Origin of the sequence: Bacillus sp. A01H, assembly GCF_045277205.1 — a bacterium.
GTDB lineage: Bacteria > Bacillota > Bacilli > Bacillales > Bacillaceae_G > Bacillus_A > Bacillus_A paranthracis.
Genome location: NZ_CP117702.1, coordinates 175606 through 195300, shown reverse-complemented (window position 1 = coordinate 195300; position 19695 = coordinate 175606). Strand labels below are relative to the sequence as shown.

The following is a 19695-nucleotide window of genomic DNA, read 5'->3' as shown; positions in this document are numbered from 1 at the left end:
TTTATTTTTTAGCATATCGCAAACTTGGTTGAGATCCTACGTAGTATTCTAATCCAGATACAGATGACTTTTGTAAATAAGAGTCTGTTGGGAATACAAGTGGGATTAAAGGATATTCTGTAAACATAATATCTTCTGCTTGATGTAATAAGTCAAAGCGTTTATTTTCATCTTGTTCTAATTTTGCTTGATTAATTAAATTATCAAAGTCTTTATTAAACCATTTCGCATAGTTATTTGGTCCATCACCTGCATAAATTTCTAATTGAGCAGCTGGATCTAATGTAGATCCTCCCCATCCCATATATGCGATTTGGAAGTCACTTTGTTTGTACATATCAATATAACTTTTCCACTCTTTACCTTCTATCTTTACGTCTACACCAAGATTTTTCTTAAACATTTCTTGAAGTGTTTCAGCTATTTTTTTCTTATCTGAATATTTCACCGTTACTTCTGGAAGTGTAGTCCATCCTTCTTCCTTCATTCCTTCTTCTAATAGATTCTTAGCTACCGCAGGATCATATTTAAAATAATCACCCTTCTCTTTACGGAAGTCACGACCACCTTCTGTTTTTGCTCCTTCTGGAACAAATCCATATGCTTCTTTTGCATTATTCTTTAATATTTTCTCTACGATAAACTTACGATCTACAGCTAATGCAAAGGCTTTACGAATTTTAGCATTTGTAAATGGTGGTTTCTCTGAATTAAATGAGTAAATATGAGTTGAGTAGTCTTGCATTTTTTTAAACTCTTTATTGTTTTGTTCTTTTTCAACTAAATCCGTTGGTATGTTAGATAATAAATCTAATTCTCCAGATTTATATAATTGATACGCTGTTTTACCTTCAGGAATAATACGGAATTCGATTTCTTTTGATGCTACTTTTTTATCATGGAATTCTTTATTTTTTTCTAAAATAATCGCTTGATTATGCTTCCATTCTTTCAATGTGAAAGGACCATTTGTAATTAATTCTTTTGGATCTACTTTTAGTTTACCTTTTTCGTCAATAGATTTTTTATTAAGTGGAATATATAACGACTGGGCTAATGTTCGCTTAATAGATGTTACCGGATGTTCAAATTGTAGCTTTAAAGTTACATCATCTACTGCTTGAATTCCTACTGCATCTTCTGCACCTTTCCCCGTATTAAATGCTTCTCCACCTTTAATGAAATAGAGTTCAGTTGCATTCATAGAACCCGTTTTAGGATTTAATATTCTCTTCCAAGCAAATTCAAAATCTTTTGCTGTTAATGGAGAACCATCAGACCATTTCAATCCTTTTTTCAAATAGAATGTATACTCTTTTCCATCTGCCCCAGCTTCCTCTTTCTCTACTAAATCCTTTTCAAACTTCCCATCTGTTGTCTGTCTATACAAAGTTGCAAATAAGTGCTCAATTACATAATTAGAGTTATTATCTGTTGAAATCGCTGAATCTAACGTGTAAGGATCACTACCGAGATTCGTTACAAAACGGTCTCCTTTACTAGCACTTGCTTTTGAAGTATCTTTCTTACCGCAAGCGACAGAAGTAATTGCTAATACGGTCATAATGACAAATAATAAAAACTTCTTCATCTTCCATTCCCCTTTAACCTGAAATTTTTGGTGTAGATGCTAATAATGTTTTTGTATAAGAATGTTGTGGATTACGGAATACTTCATCCGTATTTCCAAATTCAACAAGTTCTCCTTTATATAAGACAGCCACTTTTTCACATAAATAGTGAACCATTGGCAAATCATGCGCGATAAATAAATATGTATAGCCTTGTTCCTTTTGAATTTTTTGCAACAGATGTACAACTTGAATTTGAAGTGAAACATCTAACGCTGAAATTGGTTCATCAAGAATCAATACTTCTGGCTCACATAATAAAGCTCTTGCAATAGCAATACGTTGACGTTGCCCTCCGCTAAATTCGTGCGGATAGCGATCGATATATCGTCTATCTAATCCCACACGTTCTAGCGCATCACCTGCTACTTTATCCTTTAATCCTTTATCACCTAAACCGAATGAAATATAACCTTCCGTTACGCTATCGCGTACTTTCCAGCGCGGATTTAATGCTGCTGTGGAATCTTGAAAAATAAACTGTACTTTCTGTAAGAAATCACGTTTATGAGCTGCCTTCAACTTGTGAACGACTTGATTGTTATATTCAATTTCACCAGACGTTGGGCTCTCAATCCCAGCTATGAGCTTACCAAGTGTTGTTTTTCCTGAACCACTTTCTCCAATAATGCCAAGCGTTGTGCCTTTCGGGATCGCAAGCGATATGTCTTTTAACGCTGCGATTTCTTTATTTTTACTTCCATACGTTTTCGTTACTTGCTTTACAGTAATTAAATCTGTCGTCATGAGGCATTCACCTTCTCTTTTGATTTCGCTTTATTATGCTCCAGAACATGTTGCCAGCAATGTGAACTATGCTCCCCAGAATATGTTGTTCTCTCTGGGAAACGATGAATACATTCTTTTATCGCTACTGGACAACGATTTACAAAAGGACAACCAAAGCTATTTAACGTCTCAATGGAAGGTGTCGTCCCTTCTATTGCACGTAATACTTTTTCGGAATCATCCATATTGGGAATTGCTTGTAATAAGCTTTTTGTGTATGGATGTTTAGGAGAACCTATCACTTCCTCTATCGTTCCTTTTTCAACAACACGTCCTCCATACATCACAACTACTCGATCCGCTACTTCACGTACAAGTGCTAAATCGTGCGTAATTAGTAAAATACTCGTATTTTGCTTTTCCTTTCTTTCCTTTAATAACTCCATAATTTGCTTTTGAATTGTTACATCTAATGCTGTCGTAGGTTCATCCGCAATAACGAGTTTTGGGTGGCAAGCAAATGCGATTGCTAAACAAATACGTTGCCTCATACCTCCGCTTAATTGATGTGGGTACTGTTCAAAGCGTTTCTCTGCTTCATGTATTCCTAAATCATTTAATAAGTTAATTGCAATTTCTTTTGCCTCTTTTTTCGATTTCTTTTCGTGCTGCAAAATCACTTCTGTAATTTGCCTTCCCACCTTCATCGTTGGATTCAAAGATGAAAGCGGATCTTGAAAGATAAAAGAAATATCTTTCCCACGAATTTGATTCCATTCTGATTCTTGTAACTTAGTTAATGCCTTTGATTCGAAAGATATATTTCCATCATCAATTTGAATTGATTCTTGATTTAAGCCGATAATAGCTTGTGCTGTAACACTTTTCCCTGAACCACTCTCTCCTACAAGTGCAACAATTTCACCTTCGTTAATAGAAAAGGAAACATGTTTCACAATTGCTTGCTTACTATTCTCTTTTTCAACGGCTAACGTTACGTTTTCTAAAGATAAAAGCTGTCCCATGTCGTTTCTCCTTTCGATTCCGTTTTACGATTTTCGGATCAATTGCATCTTGCAAACCATCACCAATTGCATTAAATGCGAACATAATAAGCGCAATCATTAGTGATGGGAAGAAAAGTTGCCACCATTCTCCGCTTAATAATGTCCCAAGCGCATCATTCGTCATTGTCCCCCAGCTTGCTGCTGGTGATTGTACCCCGAGTCCAATGAAGCTTAAAAATGATTCTGAAAAAATAGCTGCTGGAATTGTAAATGATAAATTTACGATAATAATACCTGTTAAGTTCGGAATGATATGTCCGTATATAATTTTCATATGTGATGTACCTAATCGCTCCGCTGCAATAACAAATTCTCTTTGCTTTAAAGATAAGACTTGCGCCCTAACGAGACGTGCCATACCAATCCAACCTGTTAATGCAAGGGCGATAATAATTGTAAAAAGTCCTGGTTTCATAATGATTAGTAATAAAATTACAATTAATAAATATGGAATACCGTATAATATTTCAATCCCTCGTACAATCCACTCATCTATTAACGTTCCAAGGCGATTACGCCCTCTCACATATCCACTAAATCCTCCAATTAGCACACCAAGTCCTATATCAAGAACAGCTGCTACTAATCCAACTACTAACGAAATCTTCCCACCAGCCCAAGTACGCGCCCAAATATCTCTTCCCAAATCATCTGTTCCGAACCAATGCTCACTACTAGGTGGTAAATTTGTCGCCTCTTTTACTTGTTCACTCGCAGTGAAAGTGGTTAAACTTTCACCGATAAGAGAAAAAATAATAATGAGTAACAATGTCACCGTTCCTAGAACTGCGATTGGATTTGATACAAACTTACGGAACACTTCTTTTTTTCTGCTAATTGCTTGCTGATCTTTATTTATCGTTAATTCTTTTTTCTCTTCATTTGTCAATAACTGTTTATTAATTTCATAAGCACCCATTTAAATATCCTCCCTCCTTACGTAATAGAACGAATACGCGGATCAACAATACGATGAATAATGTCTGTAATGAAAATACAAAAAATTAATAATGCACTATAGAAAATCGTTGTCCCCATAATGACTGGATAATCTCGGTTAAAAATACTATCTACAAAATATTTTCCGAGACCAGGAATTGCAAAGATTTTTTCAATAATAAAAGTCCCCGTTAACAACCCAGCCATTAACGGCCCAACAAATGTAAGCACTGGAACAATTGCATTTCGAAGAGCATGTCTTATAATAATCTTCTTAATCGGTATACCTTTCGCTCTCGCTAACTTAATATAATCACTCTGCAGTACTTCGATCATATTAGAGCGAACAAATCTTGTAATCACTGCGATTGGTCCTAACGCTAATGCAAAGGATGGCAATACCGTATGTTCAAATGTACCCCAAGAGGCTACTGGTAAGAGCTCGAATTGAATAGCGAATACTTGTATAAATAGTGGTGCTAAAATAAAACTCGGAATAGAAATACCGAGGATGGCAAGTAAACTTACACCATAATCAATTACTTTCCCATGATAGAGAGCAGCAAATGTACCTGCAGCAATTCCGACTAGCAATGAAATAATAAGTGCTTGTAAACCAATAATTGCTGATGGACCAAAGCCAGTTGTTATGATTTCTGATACACCTTGCCCGGTTGATTGAACAGATTCACCAAAATCAAAATGAACTACGCCGTCTAAATAAGCAACATATTGATTCCATAACGGTTCATCAAGGTGATACTTCGCTCTCATATTTTGCACAACTTCCTCCGGAAAGATCTTTGCATCTGATGAAAATGGATCCCCCGGAATAATATGCATAATTAGAAATGTCACCGTCGTAATAACCCATAGTGTGAACACCATAACCGATAATTTTTTAATTACATACACTCCAATACCCCCTAAACACATATATTTACTTAGTTTTATGAACGTACTTTTTCCATTACTCCCTTTCTCTTTTTAGAATACAAAAAGCCTTGATCTTAAAAAATAAGATCAAGGCTTAATAAACAAAGGCCTATCACTTATCTTTCAAGACTTGCTTGCTGGAATTAGCACGGTGTTCCTATTACAGAACCCGCTGCTGAGGTGTCATAGGGCCAGTCCCTCTACCTCTCTGGATAAGTAAATTGCTATTTTATTATTTGGTTCAAATTGTATATTCCGAATTATAATTCTGAAAAAATGAAAAGTCAATCAAATTGGATATATTTAGAAAAATCAGTTTTTAATAGTGTATTTATCTAAATTACAGTTTTTCGCCTATAATAAAAAAAACCGATATGAAAGGAGTTATATGATGGATCCCTTACTTCTAGCAACTATAGGATTACCATTAACAATCGTTATACTTGTTATCATTGGATTTTATAAACTTTTCATTAAAAAGAAAAGCATTACCTCTTTTTACACCCCCTTTGATAATATTACCGGGCAAACTATTTCCGAATTTCACGAAGAACAGAAGGTATTAGTATCCGAGGATGAAGACGGCGATGGTAAGAAGAAAAAATAACCTTGCACAGGCAAGGTTATTTTTTCGTTTCTGCTTGAAAACGTTTATAGTATGTCGATGCTGTTGCAAAATTAATTTCTATATCACGAATCAACGATGAATCTTCTTCTTTAGCTAACTTCTGTAATTTTTTCATTGCTTGTTCCGATTCATTCAAGAAACCGACATATACCTCATGTTCTTGCTCTTTCGACTTCGGAACACGAATTTCTTTTCGTATATGATCAATATCTTCTAACATGCTCGTCGTTACCTTTTGCACATCTTCTTTATATGTAGCAGTCGTTATTTCCTTACCGCCCTTTTCTTTTGCCACTTCAAATAACTGCAGTGCGTTATTAATTTCTTTATTCATTTTCAAATCGTATTTTTCATGTACTGCACGGTATTCTTTCATTTCTTCTGTTTGTTCTGTAGATTGCTCTACCTTTTCTTTCGGTTCTTTCGTATCCTTATTTCCATTACATCCTGCTAGAAGGATCATACTTCCCATTACAGCAATACCCAAAACCTTCTTCATCTCTTCTTCTCCTTTTATCTACAGCTACTACTCATTATAGTTTCTTTTATCTCCACTTGTTATTATACCGAGAACATCCTACTTTTTACACTTAAGACGACATCGTAATATATATACCAACATGTTTGTCACAGTATCGTCACTTTATACAAATAACTTTTGCACTGCTTTACTACAGCACCTTACAAAACTGTAAGCACACATAAAGAACAAACCATGCTAGACTTACATATGCATAACGCAAACATATGTAAGTTTTTAAGGAGAATCATCTATGTACAATACAATGCCTTTTATGGGAGAAGATATTCGTGTACTTATTCGCGAAAAATCACTTCATATCGAAAATACAGAGAGCCTTCGCCGCGTATTAAAAAAGAAGCATGCTCCATTTAAGTTAGCCCAATATTTAAAACAACAACATACAAATCAATTTCATACAGTGCTAAATATATCAGATAAATCATTAACAATCGAAATCATCGGTCATGTCTACATTGGAAACTTCGCAGATATCTTAAAAGAAATCCCACGTATACCGAAAATTGCTCCTATTATCGTTAAAAAAGCGTATAAAATTACCGACCATACCGATATTATCGACTGCGGGGAAAAAGAAGTTGATAGTAATCGCTGGGTGTGGGATAAACTTGCTATTTTATATGATACGATCATGAATAATATGTATGAGGTATTTGAAAGAAATGAAAAAAAGAACTGATTCAAATATTCCCTTTGAATCAGTTCTTTTTTGTTAAGCCTCTAAATTTTGTCTTGCTTGCAGTTCAAACTGCTTTTCACTTCTTCTAGCCATAAATAAATAGCATAGTACCGCACCAATTTCACAAAGAGCTATTACAACACCCATCGGTAATGCGGTATTACTTCCACCAATACCTACTAGCGGTGCAACAAGCGCTCCTGAAATGAACTGTAATAAGCCTAATAAAGCTGATGCTGTTCCTGCAGCTTGTTTTTGATTTCTCATCGCTAATGAGAACCCAGTTGTTGAGACAACCCCAACACTTGATACGACAAGGAATAACGAGCATAAAACACCAATTAACCCTATTCCTAATAAGATTGTTAGTAGTAAAGATAAACCACCAACAGCTGCAATAACAATACCAGAGACAAATAATGTCTTCTCATTCACTTTCCCTGCTAAACGACCCGTAACCTGACTCGCAATAATAATACCGATACCGTTGATTGCAAAGAATAAACTAAATTGCTGTGGTGATGCTCCGTATATGTTCTGCAACACAAATGGTGATCCCGAAATGTATGCAAACATTGCCGCCGTTACTAATCCTTGTGACAATGCATATCCCATAAACAAACGGTCCTTTAACAATTTTCCGTACGTCGCTAACGTCCCTGACAAACCGCCTGTTTCTCTTTCTTCAGGAGGTAATGTTTCACGTAATACGAAAGTAGCTGATATTAACATAAATACACTTATTGCTCCGAGAACGATAAAGACACCGCGCCACGTTGTAAACTGTAATAATTGTCCCCCAATAATCGGTGCCAAAATAGGTGCTGCTCCGTTTACTAACATAAGCAGTGAGAAGAATTTCGTCATTTCAGAACCTGAATACATGTCACGTACCATTGCACGTGATATAACAATACCGGCTGACCCTGAAGCTCCTTGTAGAAAGCGTAATAACACTAAAGTCCAAATAGATGGCGCAACAGCACAAAGTAAAGAAGAAGCAACATAAATAATAAGAGCAATAATAAGAGGTTTGCGTCTTCCGTAAATATCACTAATTGAGCCAACAAATAATTGTCCTACTGAAAGCCCAAGCAAACAAGCTGTTAATGTAAGCTGTGCTAGAGATGCACCTGTTTGCAAGTCATCCGTTAATTTCGGTAACGAAGGCAAATACATATCAATAGATAATGGTCCAATCGCCGTAAGTGTTCCTAATACAAGAATCATCCATAACCTGTTCATCTTTACAGGCTTATATATTTCCTGATTAACTTCATTCACTTTTTTCGTTCACCCTTTCCTATACATACTAAATCGTAACAATTATAGTTACAACATAAACATACGTCAAGTATAGCGCATTTTCCTGTTTAATTTTGTAAAAAAAGCGATAGAATCTCTATCGCTTTACTTGTTCAAATTACTATTTGTAAATTTAGATACGGAAGACATCGCCTCTCCTGTATCTAAATATGTGATTTGAATTGGATCTCCCACTTCTGTAAACATAGCATATGGGAACTTTTTCGCAGGTATCATAAACACTTTTTGTTCGTTCTCCAACAGTACATAAACAATTGTATTTTCACCTGATTTTTCTTTATATACACGTTGTACAACGCCTTCTTTTTGCGCCTCTTTTCCATTTGAAGTCGGTCTAAATGAATCTCCGCTTCCACTCAGCGCATTTTTATAATTCTCAAGCGCTTCTTTTTGCGTCGAACCTGTTGCAAATATTTTCGCATTAGAAGCATAGATAACCGTATGGGCACGCACTAACCCTCCATCATCAATAACAGGTACAATCCAAGAAGGTTTACCGTACACGTTATAAATAACCGGCATCGTTCCATGCCATTTCTCTCTCTTAAAGGAATTATCCACGACTTCCGAAGCAGCCGAACCATCCATAATTCCCTTTACTTCTTTTCCGTTATAGTAATACAACTTACCTGTACGCGCATCGATAAGTGAATAACCTAGTGCAGAATCTACTCCCTCTTTCGGAGAGGTGAAATCAGTAAAGTAATATAACGTTCCATCCTTACCGAAGATTGGTGTAACTCCTTCTTTCGTTCCCCACTCAGTCGGAATCTTCATGTCCGTTTGCGAGAATTTTGTATTCCAAAATCCGTGAATGTACTTACCGAAATACGTATTTAATGTAGATGCGGTCTCGTGATTTAATACACCATCAACAAATTTAGGTGCCTTTCCTTTATCGTATCTTTTCACTTCACCTGTTTGTGCGTCTACTACTACAACGCCCTCTACTTCGAATCCGGATCTTCCCGAAATAAATTCACCGTACGTCATTGTATAATACGGTTTCCCTTTATCATCAACTTCGAATTTAGGTTTCCCTTTAAAGATTAAATTTGGTTCTGCTTTCCTTACCACACGCTCTAAATTATTTCCGAAAAACATGCTTGGCACGTATTTCATTTTATAACCAAGGTGCAGCTTTGCTTCTGCATCAGGATTCGTACCTGACATCGTGACGTACCCTGGAATTGTCTCAGCTTTACGTGCTTTAAAAAATCCTGAAACTTCAATCGGTGCTACATATAAAGCCTCGCCATTTACCATTTGTGGCGTTAATTCTCCTAGCTCAAAATAAGCTACTTTCGGAATATCCCCAAATACTTTTTTCATCTTATTCTCCGCTGTCTTTGGCGGCACTGTAAATGGCTGATCATTTTCAGTAAATGGCTCTGAAATATCTTTCTCTACCTTTACAACAGAATCATATTTCTTTTGCGAGATTACTATATCGTGCAAATAACCAAAGTAGCCGTAACTTGCAAGTAAAACAAACATTAGAAGTCCTTTTAACGTGCCTTCTAATTTACCTATTTGATCTTGGGAAAATAAAACAAGCCCAATTAAAATCGCTACTGCAACAGAATAATGAGTAAGAATTGAATCTGCTCGATCATCAATTAGCCAAAAATATTCATAGATTGCAATACCTATCCAAAATAAAACTGGAATAACTAAAATAGATGATTTCTTACCCTTTACAACCTTCTCATCCCCTTTCTTATCCACTGCTCGAAGTTTACTACCGCTTCTTCTTGTCCATGGAATCAAAAACAAAGTGAGAATAGCTAAAATTAAAAATTTCATCAAAGGCAATGTCCCCTTTTCTTTTGTCTTCCCCTTTAGTATAACAAATAAAGGTTATTCAGGTAAAAATGGGAATTGTTATATTTTTTTACTACTTAGTACAACTCCGCTCACTACATATAAGATAGATGCAATATAAAAAATCGTGCCGATCGTAAAGAAATCTACTAAATATCCTGTTGCAATAATTGCTACTGCTCCTCCAATCGATGTCCACACATGATATTTTCCAATCTCATAACCAGCATTTTCTTGTACAACTTTTCGTGCTAACGAAGTCTTCTCCGTATTACGCTGCACAGCCCCTAAAATACCCATTAAAATTTGAAGAATGTATACATGCCATACTTCTGTTGCAATAGGAAAACAAAGCATTAATATTGCCATAGACCAGGCGTATATAATTAGTAACTTTCTATCACCTACTCTATCAGATATTCTTCCAACTAACGGATATACTAGAGCTGAAGTTAAGGCAAATAAGCCATATGCCCAGCCAAACTGTGAGAAGCTATTTCCAACATTCCGAAGCAATAGAATGTAAAAAGGAAATACCATACTTCCTGCCATCATAATGATGCTTTGTGAAGCTACAAATCTTCTATATGTCATTTCGTATACTCCCTATAAAATAAATTCACAAATCTCTCTTTTGGATCCGCTTCTTTTTTCTTCTGAAGAAACTCTTCTATACGAGGATATGCTCTCTTTAACTGCTCTTTCGTTGGATAAGAATAATACGGTAAATAATAACTACCGTTATGCTTTAACGTAACATCAATCATCTTCTGAATAACATCCTCTGTTTTCTTTATCTCATTTTCAGAACGCCCTTGATTAATTAAAAGAACCAGTGCAAACATATCACCTTTCGCATAGGATAAAACTGCATTTTCATTCTTTTCCACGTAACGAATCGTAATATTGAGCAAATTAAACTCTTCTTCATTTAATACGTTACGTAAATCATCTATGTATTCCGTGAAAGAATCTATAGGTACAAAATATTCTTGTAACACCTCTGTCCTATTCGGATTTTCATATTCCATAAAGGCACTATCTGACCTCATAACATTATTTCGCGTCTCATACTTTCCATCTGTACGTTCGAAATAACTTCTTTGTATATCCCAAAACGTATTCTTTCCCCAATCACTATAGCGTGATAATCCAAGTAAAAATTTCGGCGCTGCTATAATAGTTTCTTCTTTTAGTTCACTATACTCTTCCCTCATATTTTGATTTTGTGCCAATGTATAATCTGTCACATACATTTCTCTTAAGAATGAATTTGGAGCAACAGAAATACGAGCTAAGTGCATACGAACATTAGCATCTTTTTTCACTTTTTCTTTGAAATAAGACGTGTATTCTTTATAATCTAGCATTTTCGTATGCGTTTCATATAATTCATCATTTGTTAACTTTAAAGTCACATCTAAAATGACACCAAATAACCCATAACCGCCAATGACGTAAGGAAATAAATCCGCATTCTCTTCTCTACTTACATTACGTACAGTGCCATCTGCCATTAGTAATCGAAATGATTCGACTGTATCAATCAATGCCTCATGACGAATATCACGACCATGTACATTTACACTTAATGAACCACCAACCGTAAAAATATTTTGAGATTGCATAACTTGAACTGCAAGACCATATGGATTTATTTTCTTCTGAATATCATTCCACGTGACACCACTTTGAACTGTAATGCGCTTCTTCTCTGGATCAAATTCTAATATTTTATTATACCCTTTCATATCAAGCATCGTACCATGTGGATAATACGTCTGCCCGCCCTGACTATGTTGCATACCAGCAATAGAAATCTTCTCTCCAGAAACATCCGCATCTTGCACTAATTTTATTAACGATTGCTCATCAGTAGCACTTTCAACACGTTTTATTTTTGTCGGAAGCAATTTACCTACATCACTCATAATAGGATGATCGAGTTGTTTTTTATATGTATGTACAGACGTTGCAAGCAACACTGTATATGCTACAATGACCACCGCTATCTTTCCTTTTTTCAAATGACACTCTCCTCTTCTACATCTTTTCCTCTTTATATTGTACCTATTTTCCTATGAAGAAAGAATACCAAAAAGAGGGACCTTATTTTAGGTCCCTCCTTATCAAAACTGTTACTTTGCTGCTGGCAATTGTATTGGGTCAAACTTTTCATACGACGTATATTTTGCGTTCGTAATAATGTGTGCTTTATCCTTGCCATTACTACTCATAATCATGTCTATCTTTGCTGATTCATATTTAAAATCTTTTGTAATGATATATTCTGCATCCACTTCTTCTATCTTCGCATTTTGTGCTTGTAACATTTTCTTCTGCGTTTCATCCATGCTAGTTAACATACTTTCTGTTTCTTGCCCTTTTAATGTAAATTTCAGTTTATATTTATCTCCGCTTTTCTCCAGCTTCATTTTATCTAAAACTACTTCCGGTACTTCTAATTTATCTATAATATCTTGAGTCGCTTTCATTCCACCAGCGTTTAATTGCTCCTCTGGTACGGTTATAACTTCTCCTGTATTAGGGTTTTTTACCTCACCAGCAACTTTACCATCCACAGTATACACTACAACATCTGTACCGGAAATATTCATTTCAGAACGAGAATTCTTTGTCTTTGGCTCTAATTGCATCTTAGCCTTTAATATATCCATCTCTGTTCCCTCAGCTTTTACCCCTACACCATATGTCATCGTTACATGTTCTTCATTTTTAAAAGCTTCATTCGTTTTCTTGAAAACATCTTTCGCCGTTAATTCCTTTTCTTTTTGAACGGATTCTTTTTTCGGCTCATCCGTCTTTGCTGTTTTCTCATTACTACATCCTACCCCTAGACTGATTGCAAGCACTAAACTTGAAATAAAAATAATTTTTTTCATAATTCCGCCCCCCTTTCCCAAAATAATATCATCTCTTTTCCTATGAAATCTATATAAATTTCAATCTATATTCGCTATATAGCGACATGTTTAATGAAGAGTTTAAATATGATGTAAATAACGACAACTCATTTCAGGAGGTCATTATGAAGGCGATCATTTGCACACAGTATGGACCACCTAACGTTCTTCAGCTTCAAAATATAGAGAAACCTATACCTAAAAAGAACGAAGTATTAGTCAAGATTCACGCAACGAGTGTAACGACTGGAGATTGTAGAATACGTGGGTTTAATAGCCCTCTCTTATTTTGGATTCCTATGCGAATCATATTAGGTTTTAGAAAACCGAGAAAGCCTATACTCGGTGTAGAGTTATCCGGCGAAATCGAAGAAATAGGAACAGATGTAACTCAATTTAAAAAAGGAGATCAAATTTTTGCATTAACAGAGCTTAATGTCGGTGGTTATGCAGAATATACATGTGTACATGAAAGTGGATTAGTAGCATTAAAACCTACCAATGTAACGTATGAGGAAGCAGCAGTTATTCCCTTTGGCGCAACTTCGGCACTACACTTCCTAAGAAAGGCCCGTATAAAAAGGGGGCAACAAGTACTAATATATGGCGCATCTGGATCAGTAGGAACAGCTGCCGTACAACTTGCTAAATATTTCGGCGCAACCGTTACAGCTGTTTGTAGTCATTCAAATTTTGAACTCGTGCAATCTTTAGGGGCTGACAAAGTAATCGATTATACGAAAGAAGATTTTACTAAGCAGGGGGAATACTATGATGTTATATTTGATGCAGTTGGAAAATATAAAAAATCCCTTTGTAAACAATTATTAACACCTAATGGAATATATGTATCTGTTAATGGAATGATGGCAAAGGTAAGTAAAGAAGATATGTTTCTACTAAAAAAACTAACTGAAACAGAAAATTTAAAGCCTGTTATTGATAGAACTTACCGATTAGAAGAAATTGCTGAAGCTCATATATATGTAGAAAAAGGGCATAAAAAGGGGAACGTTTCGATTACCTTAAAATAAAATATATTCAGAAAATAAAGTTGACAATTCTTTTTGCAAGATTTACTATTAGTACCATATTAAAAAAACTACATACACATACTCTTATCAAGAGTGGCGGAGGGACTGGCCCGATGATGCCCGGCAACCGAGCTTATAACGTATAAGCTAAGGTGCTAATTCCTGCAAAACGAGTTCTCGTTTTGGAAGATAAGAGAGGAATCTATTTTGTCTATTCGGCACCTCTCTTATTTTTGAGAGGTGCTTTTTATTTTGGAACGTATATTTAAGGGGGAATTATAGATGAAGAAAGTATTATTAAGCATTGTAAGTGGGGCTGTATTATTATTAAGCGCATGTAGCGGGAGTTCAGATAAAGAAGTAAAAGCGTTAGATGAGAAAAAGATTACTGTCGGTGTAACAGGAGGGCCACATGAACAAATTTTTGAAAAGGTAAAAGAAGTAGCAGCGAAAGACGGTCTCGAAATTGATATAAAAGTATTTAATGATTATGTAGCACCGAACGTATCCCTCGATGAAAAAAGCCTTGATGTAAATAGCTATCAAACAAAATCATATTTAGACGTATTTAAAGCTGAACGTAATATGAAATTAACTGAAGTATTTTCAACAGTAACATTCCCTATGGGCGTATATTCAAAAAGCTTAAAGGATGTAAAAGAATTAAAAGAGGGCGATGCAATTGCTGTACCAAATGATCCAACGAATGAACTTCGAGCTTTAAAACTATTTGAAAAAGCAGGGGTTTTAAAAGTGGATCCAAAAGCGACAGAAAAAGCGACTGCAAAAGATGTAATTGAAAATCCAAAAAATTTAAAGATCGTTGAATTAGAGGCATCTCAATTACCAACACAACTAAGTGAAGTGAAAGCAGCTGCCATTAATACAAACTTTGCATTAGGTGCAAAATTAAGCCCTGCGAAAGATTCTATCTTCCGCGAAGGAAAAGATTCACCATATGTAAACTGGGTCGTTGTTCGTACTGAAAATAAAGATGATGCTGTTGTAAATAAATTAAAGAAAGCTTATCAATCTAAAGAAGTAAAAGAATTTATCGATAAAAAATTTGATGGTTCTGTTTTACCGTCTTGGTAGGAGCTGACGATAATGATTGAATTAAAAAATGTATCCAAAGTATTTACAACAAAAAAGGGGAATGTGGAAGCTCTTAAGTCTACTTCCCTCCAAGTAAAAAAGGGCGAAGTATTTGGAATCATTGGATATAGCGGCGCTGGCAAAAGTACATTAATTCGCTGTGTAAATTTATTAGAAAAACCAACAACAGGAAATATTATTGTAAACGAGCAAGATTTAACAACACTGTCTACAAAAGAACTAGCAAAAGCGAGACAAAAAATCGGGATGATTTTTCAAGGGTTCAATTTACTTAAAACCGTTACCGTCTATGAAAATATCGCACTACCTTTACGCCTTGCTGGCATTCCAAAAGTAGAAATTGAAAAAAGGGTAGAAAAGTATTTACGTATTGTCGATCTCTTTAATCGAAAAGACGCCTATCCAAGTGAACTTTCTGGTGGCCAGAAACAACGTGTAGCCATCGCGCGTGCGCTATCACATGAACCGGAAGTGTTATTAAGTGATGAAGCAACGAGCGCTTTAGATCCAGAAACAACTGATTCTATTCTTGACCTATTATTAAAGATTAATGAGGAAATCGGGATTACAATTTTATTAATTACACATGAAATGAATGTCATCCAGCGTATATGCGACCGAGTTGCTGTTATGGAACATGGAGCAGTAGTTGAAAGCGGGACTGTGAAAGATATTTTTACAAACCCACAACATGTAACAACGAAGAAATTTGTAAATAGCGCATTTGCAGCGAAAATTCCAGAAGAGGTACAAAAAGAACTTCAAACTACTGGTGAAATTGTAACTCTTTCTTTTATAGGAAATTCTTCAGGAGAACCAGCATTAGCTGTCGCTACAAAACGATTCCAAGTATATCCGAATATTTTATCCGGTAATATTACTCAATTAAAACATGAAGCATACGGGAAACTTATCATCCATATGCAAGGGGAACAAAATGAAATCAACCGTGCTTTATCATTTTTACAAGAACAGGGAATCATCGTAGAAGGAGGTAGAACAGACCATGGAAAACAAGTCCTTTTTGGATGAATGGGGTAAAGTTATATGGGAGGCGACCATACAAACTTTTCAAATGACATCTATTTCATTACTCATCTCGATCCTTATTGCACTGCCACTTGGTGTCACACTTGTTTTAACGAGACCTGGTGGACAGCGAGAAAACAAAATCATTTATCCAATTCTTAATACAATTATTAATATCATTCGCTCTCTTCCATTTATCATCCTATTATTCTTCATTCTACCTTTTACAAAATTTCTAATGGGAACATCCATTGGTGTACAAGGTGTTATCGTACCGCTTGTCGTCTTCACTGCTCCCTATATCGCAAGATTGATGGAGACCGCATTATTAGAAGTCGATCGTGGTGTGATTGAAGCTTACCAAGCGATGGGCGTTTCTACTATAAAAATTATTTGGCACGTCATGGTGAAAGAAGCTCGTCCCTCCCTTGTACTTGGATTAACAATTGCAACGATTGGCTTAATCGGCGCAACAGCAATGGCTGGTCTTGTAGGCGCTGGTGGGCTAAGGGATTTAGCATATCGATTCGGACATTTACGCTATGAACCTGAAGTAATGTATGCAACTGTCTTTATTTTAATTATCCTCGTTCAAGGATTACAGTCTTTAGGGAATGGTATTGCGCGAAGATTGAAGAAAGATTAAAAAAGAAGGTATCTCACCCTGGTGAGATACCTTCTTTTTACCTTTTGAATCCACCTTCTGAATGAATAACTTGTCCAGTAATCCATTCCGCTTCTTCACTTACTAAAAACTTAATAAGTCTTGCTGCATCCTTTGGTTCACCAATTCTACCAAATGGAAACATCGGTTTTAATCCTCGCTTTATCTCTTCAGTCATCCAGCCTGTATCAGTTGGACCTGGGTTAATTGCATTCACTGTTATTCCTAAATGAGCTACCTCGGCTGACAACGAACTAGTAAGAGCATCAATAGCCCCCTTCGTTGTTGCATACGCTAGTTCTCCAACCATAGGCCCTTGAAATTGTCCCGAAGTCATATTCACAATTCTACCACCAGATTTCTTATCAAACCCTCGGGCAAATTGACTACTTAATAATGTAGTCGCACGAATATTGACCATGTAGTGCTTATCTAATTCTTCAGCAGTCAAATTAGAGAAATCATTATTCGTAGAATACGCTGCATTATTAATTAATATATGAGGGTAGCCTAGTTGTTCAGTAACTTTATTTATAAGCTCTTTCGGTGCATCATTCTGAGTTAAATCTAACTCCATACTCGATACTTTCACACCGTTTTTTAGTAACTCTTCTTGTAATTGTATTTGTTCACTTTGATCAACGCCCCAAGGCATCTCTTTATCATACTCTGTCCAATACGTAAAAAATATATCGTATCCTGCTTCAGCTAATTCTTTACAAATTGCTGCGCCTATACCATCTAAACGACTTACGCCTGTAACAACTGCTACTTTATGTTTTAATTGATTCATCATATACTCCTCCAATTTAAAGGACGCATACTTTATATAAGAGATATGAATTTCCCTACACATTATCCTTACAAAAGGGATGTACAGGCCGAATATGCAGTCCTTGCATGATTTACAGATAGCTAAATAAACCCTCACTTACGAGAGAAAAATTTATCTATCTAGTTTCGAATCATTACAAGCTCATCCACATATTGAGTCCTTGTCTCCTTTCCATATACCTCTATTTCTATCTTAACAATATGATGTAATATTTTAAATGATAAAAAATAAAAACCAATATTCCATTCCAAACTTCTATCAAATTTATTATATTATAATATTGAAATAACGGAAATAATCAGAAAAAAACACTGGTAAATATTTACTAGCCTTCTTATAATAAAATGTGGGGCTAATGTGAGAGTTTAGTTTTAAACAAATAGGGGGAAGAAACATGTCCAAAAAATTACTTTCTTTATTTTCTGCAGTAATCGTAGCAGCTTTTGTAATAACCGGCTGTGGTCAAAGCGATACGACAAATAAAGAACAAAAAGAAAATGCAACAAAAGAAAGCAAAACGGAAAAAACGGATACGACGAAAGAAAATAAACCTGAAGATAAAAAATCCGAAAACAAGAAAACTGAAGATAAAAAGACGGAAAATACCGCTACTAGCTCCAGCGATTATTCTAAACTTATTTCCTACATGGAAAAAGAAACAGGTGGTAAAACAAAAGTTCTTTTTGAAAATAAGGAACCACAAGTTTATAAAGCTGAAGATGTTTCAGTATCGATGAACAGCTATACATTAGTTGAATTAAATGGATTCCATACGGACTTTAACATTCCATTTAACCGTCAAACAGAGGGCGGAGTTATTCTTGTGAACTATAGCGTAAAAAATAGTTCAGCTAAAGATATTTATTATATGCCAGCATTGGACATGTCATTTACTGGTGCGCAGAAAGTATATAGTAACTATAAAGACTTAATTCCAAAAGAAGATCAGCTGCCAACTAAGCTTGCTCCAACGAATGATTACTTAGTAAAAGCAGGAGAAACCATTTCTGGTTATATCGCGTATCCATTCGGAAAAGATGATCTAGAAAAAATTTCAAGTCTCTCAACAGTCTCAGTCACAGTCCCAACTGCACAAGCTAATAAAGGAAAATTCGATGCTCCAATCGGAAGCCCTGGAAGCTTTTCATTAAGTTTAAATAAACAAGGTGCTGAAAAGGTTGCAACAGATAAAACTTTCTACCAAGATAAAGCTACAGCTAATAACATGGGCGATAAAAAAATGTTAAAAGAGAAATCAAGTATTAATAACAGCCAAGAATTAGGTGCTGTTCATGTTACATTAGACGGATACCAATTTACTCAATTCACACCAAATTCCGTCGAAGCACCACGCTTTGCAAATTTCAAAAATGGTATTGTTCTATTAACAGTGAAATTCAAGCTTGATAACAAAGATACTCAAGACGTTTCATTATCTCCTATAAGCTCTACATTAAGAGTGAATGATGGTACACAATATACAATTAATGAAGGTATGCTACTAAATTACGACTATAACGCTGCAGTCAAAACAGGAACATCTGGAGAGTTACTGCAAGTATTTATTTTAGATCAAGAGCAGTATGAAAAGATTTGGAAAGATAAAAGCTTTGAGATTGAGTTAGGACCTATGAGAAATAAAGAAGCTAAAGATATTTCACAAGGTAAAAAAGCTAAATTTACATTACCTAAATAAAGTAGAGAAGGCATATAACATATGATTGTTATATGCCTTCTTTATTTTCATCAAAAAACACTACTTTTGTTCACACTTTATCCATTGTGAATTTTTT

19 protein-coding genes and 2 riboswitches are annotated in these 19695 nt (G+C 35.5%); of the genes, 7 read left to right on the top strand and 12 right to left on the bottom strand.

What is annotated here, in order from left to right; translation table 11 throughout:
* Position 1 precedes the first annotated feature (1 nt).
* From PSR14_RS01105 to PSR14_RS01085, 5 genes are read right to left on the bottom strand one after another with little or no spacing between them, the layout of a single operon-like run.
* Positions 2-1591, bottom strand: a complete 1590-nt coding sequence (locus PSR14_RS01105; RefSeq protein ID WP_000714093.1) for a peptide ABC transporter substrate-binding protein — start codon at positions 1589-1591, stop codon at positions 2-4.
* 13 nt (positions 1592-1604) lie between these two features.
* Positions 1605-2378 (bottom strand): ABC transporter ATP-binding protein, encoded by a 774-nt coding sequence (locus tag PSR14_RS01100; protein ID WP_000205670.1) that lies wholly within the window; start codon positions 2376-2378, stop codon positions 1605-1607.
* On the bottom strand, positions 2375-3385 hold the full coding sequence (locus PSR14_RS01095; protein WP_000531236.1) for an ABC transporter ATP-binding protein: 1011 nt from the start codon (positions 3383-3385) through the stop codon (positions 2375-2377). The genes PSR14_RS01100 and PSR14_RS01095 overlap by 4 nt, the downstream gene beginning before the upstream one ends.
* Positions 3342-4346 (bottom strand): ABC transporter permease, encoded by a 1005-nt coding sequence (locus PSR14_RS01090; protein WP_000501542.1) that lies wholly within the window; start codon positions 4344-4346, stop codon positions 3342-3344. Before PSR14_RS01090 ends, PSR14_RS01095 begins: the two co-directional genes overlap by 44 nt.
* 17 nt (positions 4347-4363) lie before the next feature.
* Positions 4364-5281, bottom strand: coding sequence for an ABC transporter permease (locus tag PSR14_RS01085; RefSeq protein ID WP_000289332.1), 918 nt, complete (start codon positions 5279-5281; stop codon positions 4364-4366).
* Positions 5282-5415: 134 nt separating this feature from the next.
* A riboswitch (SAM riboswitch) is annotated at positions 5416-5521 on the bottom strand.
* Positions 5522-5693: 172 nt separating this feature from the next.
* On the opposite strand from PSR14_RS01085, the gene PSR14_RS01080 reads away from it, so the two are divergent.
* Positions 5694-5909 (top strand): DUF3951 domain-containing protein, encoded by a 216-nt coding sequence (locus tag PSR14_RS01080; protein ID WP_000371390.1) that lies wholly within the window; start codon positions 5694-5696, stop codon positions 5907-5909.
* A 16-nt stretch (positions 5910-5925) separates the two neighbouring features.
* Here the strand turns inward: PSR14_RS01080 and PSR14_RS01075 are convergent, their stop codons facing one another.
* The gene (locus PSR14_RS01075) at positions 5926-6429 is read right to left on the bottom strand and encodes a hypothetical protein (protein ID WP_000756528.1); all 504 of its coding nucleotides are present in this window, start codon (positions 6427-6429) and stop codon (positions 5926-5928) included.
* A 274-nt stretch (positions 6430-6703) separates the two neighbouring features.
* Here PSR14_RS01075 and PSR14_RS01070 point away from each other — a divergent pair, with 274 nt between their 5' ends.
* Complete coding sequence (locus tag PSR14_RS01070) at positions 6704-7150, top strand: hypothetical protein (protein WP_000282866.1); 447 nt, start codon at positions 6704-6706, stop codon at positions 7148-7150.
* A gap of 33 nt (positions 7151-7183) precedes the next feature.
* On the opposite strand, the gene PSR14_RS01065 is transcribed toward PSR14_RS01070, so the two are convergent.
* The 5 genes from PSR14_RS01065 to PSR14_RS01045 form a co-directional block, all read right to left on the bottom strand.
* Positions 7184-8395: a multidrug effflux MFS transporter gene (locus tag PSR14_RS01065; protein ID WP_116777230.1), complete on the bottom strand. Its 1212-nt coding sequence runs from the start codon at positions 8393-8395 to the stop codon at positions 7184-7186.
* A 165-nt stretch (positions 8396-8560) separates the two neighbouring features.
* Positions 8561-10282 (bottom strand): DUF3981 domain-containing protein, encoded by a 1722-nt coding sequence (locus PSR14_RS01060; protein WP_000670259.1) that lies wholly within the window; start codon positions 10280-10282, stop codon positions 8561-8563.
* 78 nt (positions 10283-10360) lie between these two features.
* A complete protein-coding gene (locus tag PSR14_RS01055) occupies positions 10361-10894 on the bottom strand; it encodes an MFS transporter (RefSeq protein WP_000222369.1) in 534 nt (177 codons plus the stop codon).
* Positions 10891-12327, bottom strand: coding sequence for an FAD-binding oxidoreductase (locus PSR14_RS01050; protein ID WP_113732833.1), 1437 nt, complete (start codon positions 12325-12327; stop codon positions 10891-10893). The genes PSR14_RS01055 and PSR14_RS01050 overlap by 4 nt, the downstream gene beginning before the upstream one ends.
* 111 nt (positions 12328-12438) lie before the next feature.
* Positions 12439-13203: a DUF6612 family protein gene (locus PSR14_RS01045; RefSeq protein ID WP_000720045.1), complete on the bottom strand. Its 765-nt coding sequence runs from the start codon at positions 13201-13203 to the stop codon at positions 12439-12441.
* Positions 13204-13349: 146 nt separating this feature from the next.
* Here PSR14_RS01045 and PSR14_RS01040 point away from each other — a divergent pair, with 146 nt between their 5' ends.
* The 4 genes from PSR14_RS01040 to PSR14_RS01025 all read left to right on the top strand — a co-directional run bounded on the left by PSR14_RS01040 (position 13350) and on the right by PSR14_RS01025 (position 17049).
* Positions 13350-14258 (top strand): NAD(P)-dependent alcohol dehydrogenase, encoded by a 909-nt coding sequence (locus tag PSR14_RS01040; protein ID WP_000643887.1) that lies wholly within the window; start codon positions 13350-13352, stop codon positions 14256-14258.
* Between the two features lie 81 nt (positions 14259-14339).
* Positions 14340-14454: riboswitch (SAM riboswitch) on the top strand.
* An 86-nt stretch (positions 14455-14540) separates the two neighbouring features.
* On the top strand, positions 14541-15353 hold the full coding sequence (locus PSR14_RS01035; protein WP_000757003.1) for a MetQ/NlpA family ABC transporter substrate-binding protein: 813 nt from the start codon (positions 14541-14543) through the stop codon (positions 15351-15353).
* A gap of 12 nt (positions 15354-15365) precedes the next feature.
* Positions 15366-16406 carry a methionine ABC transporter ATP-binding protein gene (locus tag PSR14_RS01030; protein WP_000571351.1) on the top strand — a complete coding sequence of 347 codons (1041 nt, stop codon included), beginning with the start codon at positions 15366-15368 and terminating at the stop codon, positions 16404-16406.
* Entirely contained in the window at positions 16381-17049 is a 669-nt protein-coding gene (locus PSR14_RS01025) for a methionine ABC transporter permease (RefSeq protein ID WP_098487038.1), read from the top strand. Before PSR14_RS01030 ends, PSR14_RS01025 begins: the two co-directional genes overlap by 26 nt.
* 37 nt (positions 17050-17086) lie before the next feature.
* On the opposite strand, the gene PSR14_RS01020 is transcribed toward PSR14_RS01025, so the two are convergent.
* On the bottom strand, positions 17087-17863 hold the full coding sequence (locus tag PSR14_RS01020; protein WP_002170348.1) for an SDR family oxidoreductase: 777 nt from the start codon (positions 17861-17863) through the stop codon (positions 17087-17089).
* Positions 17864-18296: 433 nt separating this feature from the next.
* Between PSR14_RS01020 and PSR14_RS01015 the strand changes: the two genes are divergently transcribed.
* The gene (locus PSR14_RS01015) at positions 18297-19598 is read left to right on the top strand and encodes a DUF5068 domain-containing protein (RefSeq protein WP_000038600.1); all 1302 of its coding nucleotides are present in this window, start codon (positions 18297-18299) and stop codon (positions 19596-19598) included.
* Positions 19599-19695: the final 97 nt, after the last annotated feature.